Below are 19327 nucleotides of genomic sequence, written 5' to 3' on the forward strand. Positions count from 1 at the left end.
ACTGCCCCAGTTCCACACGTGTGGGTGACGAAGCGTGCCGAGCATGTGACGTAACGTCGCAACGTGATCGAACCGCACGCCCCCGCGCCCCCGGGCGCCCCGCCCCCCTGGACAGGCCCCGCCCGGCTGCCCGTCCGGCCCGGCACCGGGCGGTTCCTGGTTCTCGTGTGCGTCTTCGTCTGCGCCGCCTGCGGACTCGTCTACGAACTCGAACTGGTGGCCTTCGCCTCGTACTTGATGGGCGACTCGGTCACCCAGGCCTCCGTCGTGCTGTCCGTGATGGTGTTCGCGATGGGCATCGGCTCCCTCGGCGCGAAACGGCTGCGCTGGCACGCGGCGGCCGGCTTCGGCGCGATCGAGACCGTGCTCGCGCTGGTCGGCGGCTGCAGCGCGATGGCGCTGTACGCCGTCTTCGCCTGGACCGGCGGCTGGGGCGGGCTGTGGGCCGAGGGCCCGCGCTGCCTCCTGGTCACCTTCTCGCTCGCCATCGGCCTGCTGATCGGCGCCGAAGTCCCGCTGCTGATGGAGCTGATCCAGCGCATCCGCCACCAGGACGCGGGCGGCGCGGTCGCCGACCTGTTCGCCGCGGACTACGTGGGCGCCCTGGTCGGCGGCCTCGCCTTTCCCTTCCTCCTCCTGCCCTTCCTGGGCCAGTTGACGGGCGCGCTGGTCACCGGCACGGTCAACGTGGTGGCGGGCGGCGCCCTGGTGCTGGGCCTCTTCCGGCGCGACCTGACCCGCCGGGCCCGCTGGACCCTGCTCGTCGGAGGCCTCGTCGTCCTCGGCGTCCTCGCCTCCGCCGCGGCGCTCGCCGACGACTTCGAACGCGCCGCCCGGCACGCCGTCTACGGCGACGACGTCCGGGTCGCCGAACAGACCGGGGTCCAGGAGGTCGTCCTGGCCGGCGGCACCGACGGCAAGCCCCTCGACCTCTTCCTGGACGGCCGGCTCCGCGTCGGCGGCCGTGACGAACGCCGCTACCACGAGGCCCTCGTGCACCCCGCGCTGTCCGGCGGGCCGCACGCGCGCGTCCTCATCCTCGGCGGCGGCGACGGCCTCGCCGCCCGCGAGGTGCTGGGCCGGCCCGGAGTGCGCCGCGTCGACATCGTCGAACTCGACCCCGGACTGGTCCGCCTGGCCCGCCACGACCCCGGCCTCGCCGCCGCCAACCACCACGCCTACGCCGACCCCCGTCTCCACACCACCGCGGCCGACGCCCTCGGCTGGCTGCGCGGGGCACGCAGCCGGTCGTACGACGTCGTGATCGCCGACCTCCCCGACCCCGGGATCACCGCCAGCACCAAGCTGTACTCCCAGGAGTTCTACGGCCTGGCCCGCCGGGTCCTCGCCCCCGGTGGGCGCCTGGTGGTGCACGCCGGCTCCGTCACCACCCGTCCCCTCGTCTTCTGGACGGTCGCCGCGACCCTGCGCGCGGCCGGCTTCGCCGACTCCCCCTACCGGGTTCTCGGCCACGACTCCGGCTTCCCGGCCGGCCCCGACCGCTCGGCGGGCGCGTCCGGCGCCCCACACGACTGGGGGTTCCTGCTGGCGGCTCCGGGACACATCCCGCCACCGCTGCGGCTGGGGTCCTGGCATGCGCACACCCTGACCCAGCGCGGCCTCTCGGCGGACGGGAGGGCGGCGGCACGGACGCGGATCGGGGGTCTGCCGGCTTCGACGCTGGTGCATCCGCGGTACTGAGAGCCGCGCTGAGGGGCCGGTTCCGTGAGGGTACTTTCCGGTCACACCTGGGTAGGCTCAGCGGACATGGAGCACCAGGTCTTCGTCCCGGCCCCGGTCGAGCCGCTCAGGGCCGCCCTCGCCGATCCCGCCCGGGTCGCCCGTGCCATCCCCGGCCTGCAACAGGACGCCGGTGCCGAACCCGTCGCCGGACGCCTGAAACTGCGCGTCGGCGGACACTCCGTCACCTACCGGGGCACGGCACGGGTGGTCGCCCGCGAGGACGGCACGTACGCCGTCGAGGCCGACGCCACCGAGGCCCGCGGCACCGGCGCCGTGAAACTCACCCTCACCCTGCGCCTCGCGGACACCGAGGGCGGTACGACGGTCACGGCCGAGGGCGCGGCGGTCGCGGACGGCCGCATCGCCGAGCTGCCGCCGGACGCGGTGAGCGCGGCGGCGACCCGCCTGCTGAACCGTTTCGTGGCGAACCTGGCGACCACGGAGGCATCGCAGGAGCAGGAGCAGGAGCAGGAGCAGGAGGGGCAGGGGCCGGCGCCCGGAGCCGGGCACACCTCCGTCTTCGACACCGAGGTCCCCCCGCCCTCCCTGGACGCGGCGGCCGACCGTCTCTCGGAGGACTTCGCCGACACCGGTGAGCCGCCCGCCGAGGCCGCGCACGCACGCCGGACGATGATCGGCCGCAGCGCCGAGGAGGTCGACCACGCCCCGCCGCGCGGCCGGTACGCGCCCGTCCCGGCGCCGCAGCCGGTCACGGCGACGTCGGCACTGCGCTGGGCGGCCCCGGCGGCGGCCCTGGCCGTGGCGTCGGCGATCGTCGTCAGCAGGGCCCTCCGTAGACGCCACTGACCGAAGGGGACCCCTTCACGGAAACGGCCCCCCAGTAGCCTCTTCCCGTGAGTAACGAAGACATCACGCTGACCGCAGGTGACGCAGAGGTACGGGTCAGCCCCGCCGACGGTGGTCGTATCGGCAGCCTCAGGCTCGGCTCCCTCGAACTGCTGAGGCAAGGCCCCCGGTTCGGCTGCTTCCCCATGGTGCCCTGGTGCGGCCGCATAAGGGACGGCCGGTTCCTGGACGGCGGCACCGTCCGTCAGATGCCGCTGAACTCCCCGCCGCACGCCATCCACGGCACCGCCCGCGACGGTGCCTGGCGCACCGCGCGCGTCTCGGAGGACGAGGTGGTGATCACGTGCGAGCTGGTCGACCCGTGGCCGCACCCCGGCCGCGTCACCCAGAGCGTCGCGCTCGCCGAGGACAGCCTCACGCTGACGATGTCCGTGGAGACGTACGACGACTCCTTCCCGGCGCAGATCGGCTGGCACCCCTGGTTCAACCGAACCCTCGTGGGCGAGGACGGTACGGCCGGTGAGGACGTGAGGCTCGCTTTCGAGCCCGCCTGGCAGGAGGAACGCGGGGAGGACCATCTGCCGACCGGCAACCGGATCGACCCGAAGCCCGGCCCCTGGGACGACTGCTTCGGCATGCCCGGCGGTGTCGACGTCACCCTGACCTGGCCCGGGCAGCTGGAGCTGAAGGTGGCCAGCCGTGAGGAGTGGGTGGTCGTCTACGACGAGCAGGCCGAGGCCGTGTGCGTGGAGCCGCAGACCGGCCCGCCGAACGGGCTCAACACCCTCCCGCGCCTGGTCACCCCGCTGGAGCCGCTGGAGGCGACGACGACCTGGAGCTGGCGCCGCCTTTAAGCTGGTCGGCATGACGGACGTACGTGGCGCGCTGCTGCAGCAGATCAAGGACAAGGCCGTGGTGCACGGCAAGGTGACCCTCTCCTCGGGTCTGGAGGCCGACTACTACGTCGACCTGCGCCGCATCACCCTCGACGGCGAGGCCGCCCCGCTGGTCGGCCAGGTGCTCCTGGATCTCACCGCGGACCTGGAGTTCGACGCGGTGGGCGGCCTGACCATGGGCGCCGACCCGGTCGCCGCGGCCATGCTGCACGCCGCCGCCGCGCGCGGGAAGCGGCTGGACGCGTTCGTCGTCCGCAAGGCCGCGAAGGCGCACGGTCTGCAGCGGCGCGTGGAGGGCCCGGACATCGCGGGGCGGCGCGTGCTCGTGGTCGAGGACACCTCGACCACCGGCGGCTCCCCGCTCGCCGCCGTGGAAGCCGTGCGCGAAGCCGGCGCGGAGGTCGTCGCCGTCGCGACCATCGTGGACCGGGCGACCGGTGCCGCCGAGAAGATCGAGGCCGGCGCGGGTGTTCCGTACCGTTTTGCCTTCTCGAAGGATGAACTGGGTCTGGACTGACGACGCGGATCGATCTGGACTTGACCGGCGCATGGACCAGCGGTCCATGTCTGGAAAGATGGGGCCGACGACGACGTCACCCCCTCAGGTCTAGGTCAGGGCCGTAACGCAGCACCTCTCAACCCGCAACACAAGGAGCGGACAGATGCCCATCGCAACCCCCGAGGTCTACAACGAGATGCTCGACCGGGCGAAGGCAGGCAAGTTCGCCTACCCGGCCATCAACGTCACCTCGAGCCAGACCCTGAACGCGGCGCTGCGCGGTTTCGCGGAGGCGGAGAGCGACGGCATCGTCCAGATCTCGACCGGCGGTGCCGAGTTCCTCGGCGGCCAGTACAGCAAGGACATGGTCACCGGCGCGGTCGCCCTCGCGGAGTACGCGCACATCCTCGCCGAGAAGTACCCGGTCAACATCGCGCTGCACACCGACCACTGCCCGAAGGACAAGCTCGACGGGTACGTACGCCCGCTGATCGCGGTCTCCGAGGAGCGGGTGAAGGCCGGCCGGAACCCGCTGTTCCAGTCGCACATGTGGGACGGCTCCGCCGAGACCCTCGCCGACAACCTGGAGATCGCCCAGGAGCTGCTGGAGCGCACCCGCGCCGCCAAGATCATCCTCGAGGTGGAGATCACCCCGACCGGCGGCGAGGAGGACGGTGTCTCGCACGAGATCAACGACTCCCTGTACACGACGGTCGAGGACGCCATCCGTACGGCGGAGGCCCTCGGTCTCGGCGAGAAGGGCCGCTACCTGCTGGCCGCCTCCTTCGGCAACGTGCACGGCGTGTACAAGCCGGGCAACGTCGTGCTCCGCCCCGACCTGCTGAAGGAGCTGAACGACGGCGTCGCCGCCAAGTTCGGCAAGCAGTCCCCGTTCGACTTCGTCTTCCACGGCGGCTCCGGCTCCACCGAGCAGGAGATCCAGACCGCGCTGGAGAACGGCGTCGTGAAGATGAACCTCGACACGGACACCCAGTACGCCTTCACCCGTCCGGTCGCCGCCCACATGTTCCAGAACTACGACGGCGTCCTGAAGGTCGACGGCGAGGTCGGCAACAAGAAGGCCTACGACCCGCGCACCTGGGGCAAGCTGGCCGAGGCGAGCATGGCCGCGCGCGTCGTCGAGGCCACGAAGAACCTGCGCTCGGCGGGCAACAAGATCAAGTAAGCGGTACGTCCGTTTCGCGGCGGGCCCGGCGGCTGTCCTCGGTCGCCGGGCCGCTGTATACCTGGGGCGTGCCCGATGTCCGGCTGACCTCGCCCCAGGGCAGGTGGATCCTGTTCACCACGGTCCTCGGCTCCAGCATGGCGCTGCTGGACTCCACCGTCGTCAACGTGGCGCTCCCGCGCATCGGCCGCGACCTGGACGCGAGCCTGGCCGCGCTGCAGTGGACGGTCAACGCGTACATGGTCACGCTGGCCGGTCTGATCCTGCTGGGCGGCTCGCTGGGCGACCACTACGGGCGCCGGAAGATCTTCGTGCTGGGCGTGATCTGGTTCGCGGCGGCGTCCCTGCTGTGCGGCCTGTCGCCGAACCCGCCCGTGCTGATCGCCGCCCGGGCCCTGCAGGGCGTCGGCGGCGCGCTCCTGACCCCCGGCTCCCTGGCGATCATCCAGTCGTCCTTCCACCGCGACGACCGCAGCCGGGCCGTCGGCCTCTGGTCCGGCTTCGGCGGGATCGGCGCCGCGGTCGGCCCGTTCCTGGGCGGCTGGCTGGTGACCGGCCCCGGCTGGCGCTGGGTGTTCCTGCTGAACGTCCCGCTGGCCCTGCTGTGCGTGCCGGTGGCGCTGCGGCACGTGCCGGAATCCGCCGACAGCGGCAGCCGGGGTCGCTTCGATGTGCTGGGTGCCGCCCTCGGCGCCCTGGCCCTGGCCCTGCTGACGTACGCGCTGATCGAGGCGAGGGCGGGTTCCCTGGCGGTGACGCTGACCGGGGTGGCCGGTGTGGTGGCGGCCGTGGCCTTCGTGTACGTCGAGCGGCACCGTCCGCACCCGATGCTCCCGCCGGACATCTTCGCCTCGCGCCAGTTCACGGCCGTCAACCTCGTCACCCTGTGCGTGTACGCGGCGTTCGGCGGCTTCTTCTTCCTCACCGCGCTGCAGCTGCAGGTGGTGGCGGGCTACTCGCCGCTGGCCGCCGGGACGGCGTTGCTGCCGACCACCGTCCTGATGCTCCTGTTCTCCGCCCGCTCCGGCGCCCTGGCCGACCGCACGGGCCCGCGGCTGCCGCTGACCGTCGGCCCCCTGCTCTGCGCGGCGGCGATGCTGCTGATGCTGCGGGTGGGGCCGGACGCGGACTACCTGACGGACGTGCTGCCCGCGTTGCTGGTGATGGGCGCCGGCATGGTCACCCTCGTCGCCCCGCTGACCGCCACGGTGCTCGCCTCGGTGGACACCGCGCGGGCCGGCCTGGCCAGTGGCATCAACAACGCGGCGGCACGGGCGGCGGGCCTGATCGCGGTCGCGGCGCTGCCCCTGCTGGCGGGGATGGGTCCGGAGGCCTACCGGTCGCCCACGGCGTTCGACGCGGCGTTCGACCGGGCGATGCCGATGCTGGCGGGGACGCTGCTGCTGGGCTCGGCCGTCGCTTTCACCCTGGTCCGCCGACCGTCCCCCGGCTGCCCGCGCCCGGAGTGCCGCACCCACGGCAATGTGACGACGCCGCCGTTGGAGGGGGAGCGGAGGGGCGGCTAGGGGTTTCGTCTGGATCAGGATCGGACAACGAAACCCCCTGGGGCCGGCTGAGGGTGCGTCGTGGCCGCTCGCGCCGTTCCCCGCGCCCCGGGGGAGCCGCGGCGCCGTCGACTCAGGACCACGGTGCCCCGCAGGACGCGCCCGCATATGCGCCCGTGCGAGAAACTGAACCCATGACGATTCACGAGAACCTCTTGGGCGGCCCGCCCCCCACCCACCTCCCCGACGACCCGGAACCCCGCGAGCTCCTCGCGCAGGGCACCGCGCCGGCGGACGTCGCCGCCAAGTACCCCACCTCCTCCCTCGCCTGGGCCCAGCTGGCCGACGAGGCGTTCGAGCGCGGCGCGGTCGTGGAGTCGTACGCGTACGCCCGTACCGGCTACCACCGCGGCCTGGACGCCCTGCGCCGAAGCGGCTGGAAGGGCCACGGTCCGGTCCCCTGGGAACACGAGCCGAACCGCGGCTTCCTGCGCGCCCTGCACGCCCTCGCCCGCGCCGCGCAGGCGATCGGCGAGCAGGAGGAGTACGAGCGCTGCTCGCAGTTCCTGAAGGACTCCTCCCCGACGGCGGCCCAGACCCTCGGCTAGCCGGACCTCACGGTGTGGCCCGTCTGGCAGCAGACGGGCCTTGCCGTATCCGAGGCGATTGCGGAGGATTCCGGGTGGGGACCGGGGCCCCCGTGCCGGAATCGGCAGGGGCGGACCGCTACCCGGAGTAACAACAGGAGACAGCGATGTCCCAACAGGCTCACCCCCTTCCCGAGGCCGAGCCCGAGACCCCGCATCTCGACTTCGCGGGTACGACGCCGTACGAGGACTACGTCAAGGCGGACGTGCTCACCCACCTGCAGCACACCCTGTCCGACGATCCCGGCGAGATGGTCTTCCTGGTGACGACCCAGGTCATGGAGCTGTGGTTCACGGTCATCGTGCACGAGTGGGAGACCGCGGCGAACGCCCTGCGCGCGGACGACGTACCGGTCGCCATCGCCGCGCTGAAGCGTTCCGTACGGGAGCTGGAGGCGCTGAACGCCTCCTGGAAGCCGCTCGGCCAGCTCACTCCGGCGCAGTTCAACTCCTACCGCAGTGCCCTCGGCGAGGGCTCCGGCTTCCAGTCGGCGATGTACCGCCGTATGGAGTTCCTGCTCGGTGAGAAGTCCGCGTCCATGCTCGTCCCGCACCGCGGCGCCCCGCGCGTCCACGCGGAACTGGAGAAGGCCCTGCACGAGCCGAGCCTGTACGACGAGGTCGTACGCCTCCTCGCGCGCCGCGGCCACCCGATCCCGGACTCGGTCCTGCGCCGGGACGTCTCCGAGCGCTACGCGCCCTCGGACGCCGTGGAGGCGGCCTGGACCGCCGTCTACGCGGGGGACGCGAACGACGAACTCGCCCGGCTCGGCGAGGCGTTGACCGACGTGGGCGAACTGGTCTGGCGCTGGCGCAACGACCACCTGGTCGCCACCCGCCGCGCGATGGGCGCCAAGCCCGGCACGGGCGGTTCGGCCGGCGTGGCCTGGCTGGAGAAGCGCGCCCGCAAGAACGTCTTCCCGGAGCTGTGGACGGCGAGGTCCCATGTCTGAGCTCGTCCTGCGGGCAGAGAAGCTGGACGCGGCGGACCCGCTGGCGCCGCTCAGGGACCGCTTCCTGCTGGATGACGTCATCTACCTGGACGGGAACTCCCTGGGGGCCCTGCCCGCGCAGGTACCCGACCGCGTGGCCGACGTCGTCCGCCGCCAGTGGGGCGAACTGCGCATCCGCTCCTGGGAGGAGAGCGGCTGGTGGACCGCGCCCGAGCGGATCGGCGACCGGATCGCCCCGCTGGTCGGCGCGGCGGCCGGGCAGATCGTCGTCGGCGACTCCACCAGCGTCAACGTCTTCAAGGCACTGGTCGCGGCCGTACGCATGGCGGGCGAGGACCGCACCGAGGTCCTGGTGGACGCCACGACGTTCCCCACGGACGGCTACATCGCCGAGTCGGCGGCCCGGATGACCGGCCGCACCCTGCGCGCCGTGACCCCGGCCGAGGTGCCCGCCGCCCTGACCGGCCGTACGGCCGCGGTGCTGCTCAACCACGTCGACTACCGCACCGGCCGCCTCCACGACCTGCCGTCGCTGACGTCGGCCGTCCACTCCGCCGGCGCCCTCGCGGTCTGGGACCTGTGCCACAGTGCCGGCGCGCTGCCGGTGGACCTGGACGAGCACGGCGTCGACCTGGCGGTCGGCTGCACCTACAAGTACCTGAACGGAGGCCCCGGTTCACCGGCGTACCTCTACGTGCGCAGGGAGCTGCAGCCCCGTTTCGACTCCCCGCTGCCCGGCTGGAACTCGCACACCGACCCGTTCGGCATGAGCCCGTCCTACGCACCGGCACCGGGCGCGCTGCGCGGCCGGGTCGGGACGCCGGACATCCTCTCCATGCTCGCCCTGGAGGCGGCCCTGGACGTCTGGGACGGCGTATCCGTCTCCGCCGTCCGCGCCAAGTCCCTCGCGCTGACGGACTTCTTCCTGCACTGCGTGCGGGCGTACACCGAGCCGGGGCGCGTCGAGTCGGTGACCCCGGAACGGCACAGCGAACGCGGCAGCCAGGTCGCCCTGCGCTGCCAGGACGCCGGTGAGGTGATGAAGCGCCTGATCGCGCGGGGTGTCGTGGGCGACTTCCGCCACCCCGACGTCCTGCGCTTCGGCTTCACGCCGCTGTACGTGACCTTCGGCGAGACCGAGCGGGCGGCCCGGATCCTGGCCGAGGAACTGGCGTAGCGGGGAGCCGGGGGCGGGGCCGCTTGTCCCCGCCCCCGGCTCTTCCCGGCTCGGCCGCCGGCTCACCCGACGGGCGGAGAACCGTTTACCCCGACCCTCCGTCACATCTCCATGTCCCCGCACGTCACCGGCCTGATACCGTCCCCGCCAACGGCGAACGACGATTCCCCTCCGGTCCGCCGGACGCCGCACACGTTCCATCGCTGAGAGGTTGGAGCATGCCGGACGACGCCGCAGCAGCCCGCGCCGCCGCCGAAGAGGAGTCGGCCTTCTCGCACCCCCCGGTCGACCCCGACGCCACCTCCGCGTACGGCAGCCACCCCGACCAGGTGATCGACTTCTACGGCCCCCGGGCCGCGTCGGACTCCCCGGCCCCGCTGGTGGTGGTCCTGCACGGCGGCGCCTGGCGCGCCCGCTACGACCGGCGCCACATCACGCCCTTCGCGGACTACCTGGCCCGCAGGGGCTTCGCGGTGGCCAACGTCGAGTACCGGCGCGGCGGCGAGCCCCTGATCCCCGGGCAGAGCACGGGTGAGGGGGGCGACGACGCCCCCGCGCCGGCCGGCCGCTGGCCCGACACCTTCGACGACGTCGCGGCCGCCCTGGACGCCCTGCCCGCCCTGGTCCGCGGGGCGCTGCCGCAGGCCGACCCGCGCCGCACCGTGCTGACGGGCCACTCGGCCGGCGGCCACCTCGCCCTGTGGGCCGCGGCCCGCCACGTCCTGCCCGCGGACGCCCCCTGGCGCACCGGTCGGCCGGCGCCGCTGCGCGGGGTCGTCGCCCTCGCCCCGATCGCGGACTTCGAGGCCGCGGAGAAGTGGGACGTGTGCGGCAACGCCGCCCTGCAACTCCTCGGCGGCCCCGACACGTTCGCCGAGCGCCGCCCCTGCGCCGACCCGGTCCTGCTCCTCCCGACGGGCATCGCGACGACCCTCGTCCAGGGGCGTACGGACCGGGTGGTGCCCCAGGCGGTGGCCGAGTCCTACGCGGACGCGGCGGCGAAGGCCGGGGAGGTCGTGGGCCTGACGCTGCTGGAGGACGTGGGCCACTTCCCGCTGATCGACCCGGCGGCGGACGCGTGCGCGGTGGTGGCGGAGGAGATCGCCCAACTGGCGTGGTGACGGGTCGTCTCCGGCACCCGGTGATACCCGTAGTACCTGAGAGCTACCCCGCGGGAGAGCTCCCTGGCGGGACGCCGACGACGGCCCGCGATCCCTAACTTCCTTCTCAGAGAAGCCCGATGGCCGGGCCATCTGAAAGGAACCCGCCCATGGGGCACTCCACCTCCCCCACCCACGCACAGTCGCCCCGGACCACAGCCTCCCTCCCCACGGACCGGCGGTCGCCGTCGTACACGTCCTCCGCGTCCACGGACCGGCGGTCGCCGTCGGTGGGTGCGTTCCGCGGGGGCCACCCGCAGCCGGCGACGAAGGCGGCACCGGTGGCGCGGCTGGAAGACGGGGCCAGGCCGGAGGCCGGGTGCCCACCCACAGACCCGCGCCCGGAGCCCGACGGCCCCCACCCCGCCCGGCGCCCGAAAACATGGGGCCGCACCCTCCTCGCCACCCTCCTCACCGCGGCCATAGCCGCCCCCCTCGCCGGCGCGGCCCGCCCCCTGATCCCCGCCCCCACCCCCGCGGCCCTCCCCCCACTCACCGCCACCACCCTCCCCACCACCTACGCGACCAACCGGGCCGACGCCGCCGAGGCCGCCCACACGGCCGCCACCCACGGCGACACCCACCGCGCCGCCGCCGACCAGGCACTCGCCTCCCCGTCCCGTCACCTCCTCACCTTCGACGGCCGAGGCGCGGGCCGGGCCACAGAGGTCCTCGGCGACCTCCCCCACGCCGACCACCTCGCGGTCCTGGTCCCCGGCTCGGACACCTCCCTGGACACCTACGCCCGCTTCCACCAGGCGGCCACGGCCCTCTACACGGACCTCACCCGCCGCGCCCCGCGGCACACCCGTGTCGCCGTCATCGCCTGGCTCGGCTACGAGACACCGGCCACCGTCAGCACCACGGTGACCACGACCGCCCGCGCCGACGAAGCCGCCCCCCGCCTGCGCGCCTTCGTACGCCACCTGCGCGCGGCCACCCCGCCCCGGACACACATCTCCCTGCTCTGCCACTCCTACGGCTCGGTCGTCTGCGGCCGCGCCGCCCCCGGACTGGACGCGGACGACATGGCCCTGGTCGGCAGCCCCGGCACCGGCGCCGACTCGGCCGCCGCCCTGCACACCCGCGCCCGGATCTGGGCGGCCCGTGGCGGCGACGACTGGGTGGAGCACGTGCCGCACGTCCGCGCCCGCCTCTTCGGCACCACCCTCGGCTTCGGCACCGACCCGGTCTCCCGCGCCTTCGGCGCCCGGGTCTTCGACGCGGCCGCCGCCGACCACAGCGGCTACTTCACCCCGGGCTCGGCCTCCCTCGCCAACCTGGCCCGCATCACCCTCGGCGAGACCTCGGAGGTGACCCGTGCCTGAGCAGACCGCAAGCGCCCCCCGCCCCACCGTCCACGCACCGCAGCCCGCCCTCCGCACCGCCCTGCGCGCCCCCCTCCGCACCCTCCGCCGAGCCGCCCACCAGGTCGACACCGCCACCCCCGCGTCCCGGGACCGTGCGATCGACGCCCTGCGCGCCCTCGCGATCCTCGGTGTCGTCCTCGGTCACTGGCTGGTGACGGCACTGGTCGCGCAGGACGGCGGTCTGCACACGGCGAGCCCGCTGCAGTACATGCCCTGGCTGGCCCCGGTGTCCTGGCTCTTCCAGACACTGGCCGTGTTCTTCCTGGTCGGCGGCCAGGTGGCGACGCGCGGTCTGGCCTCGGCCCAAGACCGAGGCGACGGTTACACCGTCTGGCTGCGTGCCCGTCTGGCCCGCCTCCTGCGCCCGGTGGCCGCGCTGCTCGCCCTGTGGACGGTGACGACCGTGACCCTCCTCCTCACCGGCACACCCCTGTCCACGATCCACACACTGCTCAAACTGGCGCTGTCCCCGCTGTGGTTCCTGCTGGTCTTCGCCGCGCTCACGGCCGCCACCCCGCTCGTCGCGCGCCTCAACCCGCTCTGGCCGCTCGCCGTCGTCCTGCACGTGGACCTGCTCCGCTTCGGCCTGCACCTCGGCCCGTCCTGGCTCGGCTGGCTGAACCTGCCGGCGGGCTGGCTGGTCCCGTACGCCCTGGGCGCGGCCTGGGCCCGGGGCGAGCTGACGAGCCGCCGCTCGGCCTGGACCCTGCTGCTCGGCGGTGCGACGGCCACGGCCGTGCTCATCACCTGCGCGGGCTATCCGGCGTCCATGGTCGGTGTCCCCGGCGCGCCGATGTCCAACCTCAACCCCCCGACCCTGGCGGCCGTCACCTTCGGCCTGGCCCAGTGCGGCCTCGCCCTCCTGCTCCGCGACCGCCTGCGCCGCGCGACGGCCCGGCCCGTGGCCTGGGCGGCGACGGCCTTCGTCAACCTCTCCGCGATGACGATCTTCCTCTGGCACCAGACGGCCATGATGGCCACCACGGCGACAGCCCTCCTGGCCGGCCGCCTGCCCGGCCTGCACACCACTCCCGACTCCCTCGCCTGGGTGGCGTCCCGTCTGCTCTGGCTCCCTGTCCTCATCCTGACCCTGGCCCTGTGCCGGACGGCCTTCCGGCACCACGAGCAGGGCCCCCGCCGCCCCCGCAACCGTACGTCGCACGTGGTCCGACGCCATGTGCCGCCAGCGAGGTCCCGGCACCATGCCTAAAGTGACGTCCGTGATGTCCGCGGAACCCGAGAACCCGACCGAGCAGTCCGACGGCGCCCCGCCCGCGACCTCACCCGACTCCAAGACCTCACCCGACTCCAAGACCTCACCGCACTCCCGGACCCCACCCGACTCCCCGGCCCCGGCCGACGACGAGTCCGGCCCGGCCACTGCGTCCCGTGCCGCTCGCCTCCGTTCCTGGCTGGGGGCGAGGCCCTCCTCCCAGTCACCCCCCTTCTCCAAGTACCGCTGGCTGCGTCTCCTCACCTATCTGGTCACCTTCTACGCGGCCCTGGCCATCATGGGAGCCGGCGCCGAAGAGCTGTCCAACAGCTACGACCTCGCCTTCGGCGTAGCCGTGTGGTGCACGTTCCTCCAGGCCGTCGCCCTCGTCATGGCCCTGTGGCTTCCCGTACCCGCCTGGGCGGTGTCCCTGGCCGCCGCCACCGCCACCGCGCTGCTCACCCGGCCGCACCTGGCCTCGCTCGGGCCTCCCGGCCCCAACTGGCCCTGGTCCACTCCCGTTGTGCTGGCCCACATGGCCGTACTCCTGTTCCTGGCCCTGCGCGTCCGCCTCCGCGGAGCGGTCACCGCGCTCGCCGTGACCGCCGTGATCACCTTCGCCGTGCAGAGCAAGAACGGCGTGGGTGCGCAGCACTTCACCGCGACCGGTGCCGTCGCCGTCGGGCTGTTCGCCGTCGCCACCGTCATCGGCGCCGCCCTGCGCAGCCGGAGCGAGGCCCGTACCGAACTGGTCCAGCAGACGACGATCACCGCCGAGGAGCGGGCCCGCCGCACCCTCCTGGAGGAGCGCAGCCGTATCGCCCGGGAGCTGCACGACGTGGTCGCCCACCACATGTCGGTGATCTCCATCCAGGCCCAGGTGGCCCCCCACCTGGTGGAGAACCCCACGCAGGAGCTGAAGGAGAACCTCGCCGGCATCCGCAACAACGCCCTGGAGGCCCTGACCGAGCTGCGTCGCGTGCTCGGCGTCCTGCGTTCCGAGAGTCCGGACGAACCGGAGGCCGAGGACACCTCGCGCCTGTCCGCTCCCGGCACCGGCCCGGCCCCCGACGCCCCGCAGCCGAACCTCGCCCGTCTGGACTCCCTGCTCGAGAACACCAGGGCGGCCGGCGTGGACGTGGTGAAGGCCGAGGAGGGCGACCCCCGCGGCTACTCACCCGGGGTGGAGCTGTCCGCGTACCGGATCGTCCAGGAGGCGCTGAGCAACGTACTGCGGCACGCGCCGGGCGCGAAGGTGCGGGTGGACATCGCCCACTTCCCCAACGGCATATACCTGAGTATCAGCAACTCCCGCCCCAGCCGTCCGGTCCAGCCGACCCCGGGCAGCGGTCACGGCCTGCTGGGCATGCGGGAGCGCGCGGCGATGCTGGGCGGGAGCGTCGAGGCGAAACCGACCCGGGACGGCGGCTTCCTGGTGGTGGCGTTCCTCCCCCGGGGCGGCGCCCCCGGACCGACGGAACCGACACCCCCCGGCCCGCCCTGACCCGCCCCGCCCCCGCCCCACCCGACCCACACGCAGCGAGCCCCGACAGGAGAACCGACCCCCATGACGAGCGGCGCCGGCACCATCCGCGTACTCATCGCCGACGACCAGCAGATGGTCCGGCAGGGATTCACCGTGCTGCTCAACACCCAGCCCGGCATCGAGGTGGTCGGGCAGGCGGTGGACGGCCGCGACGCGATCGCCCGGACCGCCGAACTGGCGCCGGACGTGGTGCTGATGGACATCCGGATGCCCGAACTCGGCGGCATCGAGGCGACCCGCCGGATCACCGCCGACCAACCCGCCGTCAGGGTCCTGGTGCTGACCACCTTCGACCTGGACGAGTACGTGTACGAGGCGCTGCGCGCCGGGGCGTCCGGCTTTCTGCTCAAGGACGCCTCCGCGGACCAGCTGGCCGAGGCGGTACGGGTCGTGGCCGCGGGCGACGCCCTGCTCGCGCCCGGCATCACCCGCCGCCTCATCGCCGAGTTCTCCCGCCTGGACGGCAGGCCCCGGGCCCCGCTCAAGCAGCGCGTGGGCGACCTCACCGAACGGGAGACGGAGGTGCTGGCGCTGATCGCCCAGGGCCTGTCGAACGCGGAGATCGCCCAACGGCTGGTCGTGGCCGAGCAGACCGTGAAGACGCACGTGGGCCGGATCCTGGTGAAGCTGGGCCTGCGCGACCGCACCCAGGCGGCGGTCTTCGCCTACGAGTCCGGCCTCGTCCGCCCCGGCGGCCGTTGAAGCCACCGGTCCCTCACCAGGCCCTCGCCAGGACCCGTAGTACCTGAGAGGGACTCCCGAGGACCCCTCTGCAAGGTGACGACCGAGACCCCCGCCCCCGCCTACCGTTGCGTACGTGACCCAGACGACGCACACGCAGACGACTCCGCCGGGCCCGGCCGGCCGGCCGCGCAGCCCGGAGTTCCGGCTCGCCGCCGGTGCCCTGCGCGGGCTGCGGCAGGACCTCTTCCAGCATGCCTTCGCCTACCGGCCGCTGCCGCTCATGTCCGTGGACGGCCCGCTCGTCCGCCGGCTGCCGGGCCGTATGAGGGAGTACGCGGCCTGGGCCCCGCACGCGACGGTCGCGGCCGTGGGCGTGCTGGCGGCGCTCGTCGGCCTCGCGGACAACGAAGGAGGGGCCACGGCCCTGATACGTGCGCTGCTGGCGCTGGTCCCGGTGCTGCTGACCCTGGCGCGCCCGGCCGGGGCGTTCTGGCTGTCGCTCGCGGCGACCACGGCCACCGCGGTCACCGGCGGCGACTGGGACAGCTGGCCGTGGCTGCCGAGCAGCTTCATCGCCCACCTGACGGTCCTCACCGTCGTGGCGCTGCGCACCCGCCCGCGCACCGCGGCCTGGATGTGGGCGCTCACGGCGGTGTACGGCCTCTGGTCCGATGCCGCCTTCGGCCTCGACCACTACGAGACCGACGTGTCCCCGATGCTGATCCTCTCGGCGTTCATCCTGCTGGCCGTCACGGTCCGGCACATACGCCGGCAGGCCGAGCGGGAGGTGACCGCGCAGCAGACGGTCACCGAGCACGAACGCTCGCGGCGCACGCTGCTGGAGGAGCGTACGACCATCGCCCGTGAGCTGCACGACGTGGTCGCCCATCACATGTCGGTGGTCGCCATCCAGGCGGAGGCCGCGCCCTACCGGGTGGAGAACCCGCCGGAGGAACTGGAGAAGGCGTTCGTCACCATCCGGGAGAACGCGGTGGCGGCCCTGACGGAGCTGCGCCGGGTCCTCGGAGTGGTCCGCGCCGAGGACTACGAGGCCCCGGACGCCCCGCAGCCGACCCTGGCCGACCTGGACGGGCTGCTGGCCAATGTGCGGGAGGCCGGTCTCACGGTCGACAAGGCGGTGACCGGCGCGGTCCGTGAACTGCCGCAGGGCGTGGAGCTGTCGGCGTACCGGATCGTCCAGGAGGCCCTGAGCAACACCCTGCGGCACGCACCGGGAGCGAGCGCCCGCGTGGAGATCGGCTATGTCCTCGGCGGCCTGGGCCTGCGTGTAGTCAACGGCCCACCGCCCGCGCCCCATCTCGCGAAACCCTCGCCGGGCGCCGGTCACGGCATCACCGGCATGCGGGAACGCGTCTCCATGCTGAACGGCGAGATGACGACGGCCCCCACCGGGGAGGGCGGCTATGAGGTGACGGTGTTCCTGCCGGTACCGGCCGCCGGTCCGGCGAACGAGGGTGAGGCATGACCATCCGCGTACTGATCGCGGACGACCAGATGATGGTCCGCGAGGGTTTCTCGGTCCTGCTGAACGCGATGCCGGACATCGAGGTCGTCGGCGAGGCCGTCAACGGAAGGGAGGCGGTGGGACGGGTCCGTGAACTCGCCCCGGACGTCGTGCTGATGGACATCCGCATGCCCGAGCTGAACGGCATCGAGGCGACCCGGGAGATCGTGGCGGCGGACGCGGCGGCGAAGGTGCTGGTCCTGACGACCTTCGACCTCGACGAGTACGTGTACCAGGCCCTGCGTGCGGGTGCCTCCGGCTTCCTCCTGAAGGACGCCTCGGCCCGCCAACTGGCCGACGGCGTCAGAGTGGTGGCGGCGGGCGAGGCCCTCCTGGCCCCCTCGGTCACCAAACGTCTGATCACGGAGTTCTCCCGCCTGTCGGAGACCCCACGCCTGATGCCCGCGGCCCAGGCGGCCTACGGCGAGCTGACGGAACGGGAGACGGAGGTCCTGGTCCTGATCGCCCAGGGCCTGTCGAACGCGGAGATCGCCGAGCGGCTGGTGGTGGCCGAGTCGACCATCAAGACCCATGTGAGCCGCATCCTGGTGAAGCTGGGTCTCAGAGACCGCACCCAGGCAGCGGTCTTCGCCTATGAGGCCCGTCTGGTGATACCGGGATGAGGGGGGAAGCGGTGGAACTGGTGCTGGACCCACCGCGCGAAGTCGCGCCGCTGTGTCTGGGCATGACGCTTCACGAGGCGATCGCGGCGGCGTCCGGCTGGGGCGAGCCCAGAGTGTTGCGGCGCCGGAATACGGCGCGGGCCTCCTGGTCCGTGGACGGGGTGGGCGTACAGGCCCTCCTGGAGAGCGGCCCCACGGTCACGGCGATCGAGTTGTGGTGGCCGGGCGAGGGCCGGGTGTCCGGCACGCGGGTCCTGCTCGACGGGGACGACGTGTTCGGCACACCGGCGGAGGAACTCTTCCGGCGGGCCGCCGCCCGGGGCTGGACCGTCGACACGTCTCGCCCCGAGCACCCGGTGATCCCCGGGGTGTCCCTGGGTTTCACCCGGCAGACCTCCCAGGGGATCCCGCGCGACGCCGGGGGCCTGCCGCTGTACGTCACGTCCGTCCTCGTCGGAGGGAAGGACTACTACGACTTCCTCCACGAAGGCCGCGGCTGAGTACGTCAGGGGCCGACACCCTGGTCAGGCTCCGGGGCGGCGCGCTAGCGTCCCGGCATGGCAGGCCCTACCGACCTCGTGTTCGACCCCTGGGACCCGGCGTTCGTCGCCGACCCGTACCCGGCCTATGCCGAGCTGCGCGCACGCGGCCGGGTGATCCGGTACGAGCCGACCGATCAGTGGCTGGTGCCCCGGCACGCGGATGTCTCGGCGCTGTTGCGGGACCGCCGACTGGGACGGACGTATCAGCACCGGTTCTCGCACGAGGAGTTCGGCCGGACCCCGCCCCCGCCGGAGCACGAGCCGTTCCACACGCTCAACGACCACGGGATGCTCGACCTGGAGCCGCCGGACCACACCCGGATCCGGCGCCTGGTGTCGAAGGCGTTCACACCGCGCACGGTGGAGCGGCTCAAGCCGTACGTCCACGCACTGGCGGGCGACCTGGTGACCGCGCTGGTCCGCGACGGCGGCGGTGATCTGCTGACCGACGTGGCGGAGCCGCTGCCGGTGGCGGTGATCGCCGAGATGCTCGGCATCCCGGAGGGGGACCGGGCGCAGTTGCGGCCGTGGTCGGCGGACATCTGCGGGATGTACGAGCTGAACCCGTCCGGGGAGACGGCGGCGCGGGCGGTGCGGGCGTCGGTGGAGTTCTCGGAGTATCTGCGCGAGCTGATCGCGGCCCGGCGCAAGGAGCCGGGGGAGGACCTGATCTCCGGGCTGATCGCGGCGCACGACGAGGACGACCGGCTGACCGAGCAGGAGATGATCTCCACGGCCGTGCTGCTGCTCAACGCCGGGCACGAGGCGACGGTCAACGCCACGGTGAACGGCTGGTGGGCGCTGTTCCGCCACCCCGGCCAGCTGGCGGCCCTCCGTGCCGACCACTCCCTCGTCCCTTCCGCGGTCGAGGAGCTGATGCGCTACGACACCCCGCTCCAGCTCTTCGAACGCTGGGTGCTGGACGACATCGAGATCGACGGCACGACCCTCCCGAGGGGCGCGGAGATCGCCATGCTCTTCGGTTCCGCCAACCACGACCCGGCGGTCTTCCCCGACCCCGACCGCCTGGACCTCACCCGCGGGGACAACCCGCACATCTCCTTCAGCGCGGGCATCCACTACTGCATCGGCGCCCCACTGGCCCGCATCGAGCTGGCGGCTTCGATGACGGCCCTCCTCCAGCAGGCCCCCACGCTGAGCCTGGCGGCGGAGCCGGTGAGGAAGCCGAACTTCGTGATCCGGGGGTTGGAGGGGCTGCGCGTCGAGGTGGGGTGATCACGCCGAGCCCGC

The 19327-nt window shown here is 73.1% G+C and carries 18 protein-coding genes; all 18 read left to right on the top strand.

Annotation, left to right across the window (positions count from 1 at the left end):
• Positions 1–63: 63 nt before the first annotated feature.
• Complete coding sequence (locus ACWC94_RS36055) at positions 64–1701, top strand: polyamine aminopropyltransferase (protein WP_450801493.1); 1638 nt, start codon at positions 64–66, stop codon at positions 1699–1701.
• Between the two features lie 66 nt (positions 1702–1767).
• Positions 1768–2550, top strand: a complete 783-nt coding sequence (locus tag ACWC94_RS36060) for an SRPBCC domain-containing protein (protein WP_450801494.1) — start codon at positions 1768–1770, stop codon at positions 2548–2550.
• Positions 2551–2597: 47 nt separating this feature from the next.
• The gene (locus ACWC94_RS36065) at positions 2598–3404 is read left to right on the top strand and encodes an aldose epimerase family protein (protein WP_450801495.1); all 807 of its coding nucleotides are present in this window, start codon (positions 2598–2600) and stop codon (positions 3402–3404) included.
• Between the two features lie 10 nt (positions 3405–3414).
• Positions 3415–3963: an orotate phosphoribosyltransferase gene (gene pyrE / locus ACWC94_RS36070; RefSeq protein ID WP_351807522.1), complete on the top strand. Its 549-nt coding sequence runs from the start codon at positions 3415–3417 to the stop codon at positions 3961–3963.
• A gap of 145 nt (positions 3964–4108) precedes the next feature.
• Positions 4109–5131, top strand: coding sequence for a class II fructose-bisphosphate aldolase (fbaA, locus tag ACWC94_RS36075; protein WP_450801496.1), 1023 nt, complete (start codon positions 4109–4111; stop codon positions 5129–5131).
• Between the two features lie 68 nt (positions 5132–5199).
• Entirely contained in the window at positions 5200–6657 is a 1458-nt protein-coding gene (locus ACWC94_RS36080; protein WP_450801497.1) for an MFS transporter, read from the top strand.
• A gap of 173 nt (positions 6658–6830) precedes the next feature.
• Entirely contained in the window at positions 6831–7244 is a 414-nt protein-coding gene (locus ACWC94_RS36085; protein WP_450801498.1) for a DUF3151 domain-containing protein, read from the top strand.
• 146 nt (positions 7245–7390) lie between these two features.
• Entirely contained in the window at positions 7391–8236 is an 846-nt protein-coding gene (locus tag ACWC94_RS36090) for a tryptophan 2,3-dioxygenase family protein (RefSeq protein ID WP_450801499.1), read from the top strand.
• Positions 8229–9413 carry a kynureninase gene (kynU, locus tag ACWC94_RS36095; RefSeq protein WP_450801500.1) on the top strand — a complete coding sequence of 395 codons (1185 nt, stop codon included), beginning with the start codon at positions 8229–8231 and terminating at the stop codon, positions 9411–9413. Before ACWC94_RS36090 ends, kynU begins: the two co-directional genes overlap by 8 nt.
• A gap of 218 nt (positions 9414–9631) precedes the next feature.
• The gene (locus ACWC94_RS36100) at positions 9632–10534 is read left to right on the top strand and encodes an alpha/beta hydrolase (protein ID WP_450801501.1); all 903 of its coding nucleotides are present in this window, start codon (positions 9632–9634) and stop codon (positions 10532–10534) included.
• 149 nt (positions 10535–10683) lie between these two features.
• Positions 10684–11901: an alpha/beta hydrolase gene (locus ACWC94_RS36105; RefSeq protein WP_450801502.1), complete on the top strand. Its 1218-nt coding sequence runs from the start codon at positions 10684–10686 to the stop codon at positions 11899–11901.
• Between the two features lie 61 nt (positions 11902–11962).
• On the top strand, positions 11963–13153 hold the full coding sequence (locus tag ACWC94_RS36110) for an acyltransferase family protein (RefSeq protein ID WP_450801533.1): 1191 nt from the start codon (positions 11963–11965) through the stop codon (positions 13151–13153).
• A gap of 1 nt (position 13154) precedes the next feature.
• Complete coding sequence (locus tag ACWC94_RS36115) at positions 13155–14660, top strand: sensor histidine kinase (RefSeq protein WP_450801503.1); 1506 nt, start codon at positions 13155–13157, stop codon at positions 14658–14660.
• Between the two features lie 63 nt (positions 14661–14723).
• Entirely contained in the window at positions 14724–15404 is a 681-nt protein-coding gene (locus ACWC94_RS36120; RefSeq protein ID WP_450801504.1) for a response regulator, read from the top strand.
• Positions 15405–15519: 115 nt separating this feature from the next.
• Entirely contained in the window at positions 15520–16872 is a 1353-nt protein-coding gene (locus ACWC94_RS36125; RefSeq protein ID WP_450801505.1) for a sensor histidine kinase, read from the top strand.
• On the top strand, positions 16869–17534 hold the full coding sequence (locus tag ACWC94_RS36130; protein WP_450801506.1) for a response regulator: 666 nt from the start codon (positions 16869–16871) through the stop codon (positions 17532–17534). Before ACWC94_RS36125 ends, ACWC94_RS36130 begins: the two co-directional genes overlap by 4 nt.
• Positions 17531–18034 carry a hypothetical protein gene (locus tag ACWC94_RS36135; RefSeq protein ID WP_450801507.1) on the top strand — a complete coding sequence of 168 codons (504 nt, stop codon included), beginning with the start codon at positions 17531–17533 and terminating at the stop codon, positions 18032–18034. Before ACWC94_RS36130 ends, ACWC94_RS36135 begins: the two co-directional genes overlap by 4 nt.
• A 57-nt stretch (positions 18035–18091) precedes the next feature.
• The gene (locus tag ACWC94_RS36140) at positions 18092–19312 is read left to right on the top strand and encodes a cytochrome P450 (protein WP_450801508.1); all 1221 of its coding nucleotides are present in this window, start codon (positions 18092–18094) and stop codon (positions 19310–19312) included.
• Positions 19313–19327 lie beyond the last annotated feature (15 nt).

This window comes from Streptomyces sp. NPDC001135, from assembly GCF_053598395.1.